The sequence below is a fragment of the Sphingobium sp. VMM genome, from assembly GCF_056790315.1.
Map to the genome: position 1 here is coordinate 1 of NZ_JBXGSI010000077.1, position 318 is coordinate 318.

1 protein-coding gene is annotated in these 318 nt (G+C 55.3%); it reads left to right on the forward strand.

Features of this window, described 5'->3' with window-relative positions:
• Positions 1-318 (forward strand): hypothetical protein (locus ACUCV3_RS27390; RefSeq protein ID WP_482241484.1); only part of this gene is annotated, 318 nt, incomplete at both ends.

The following is a 318-nucleotide window of genomic DNA, read 5'->3' on the forward strand; positions in this document are numbered from 1 at the left end:
GAAGTGGCATCGTCATCATCATGATCATGCGGATTACACTGCTCGCGATTGTTTTTGGATTGGGCGTCTCTCCAACCTCCAACTCCTCGCCTGTCTCAGCGCGGCTCTGCCCATCGGACCCAAAGATCGCCACGCTGCTCGCTGGGTCAAGCATTGTGCTTATCGGCAAGATGGATGTGCCGAAGCAACGACTTACCGAGGAAGCGGCAAAGCCGTCACCGGGGTATCTGGACATCCCTATAAAGGTCGAGAGCGTCGTGAAAGGCGAAGACATGAGCAGTGCTACTGTCCGCTTCTATCCGCAGGATGCCACATACA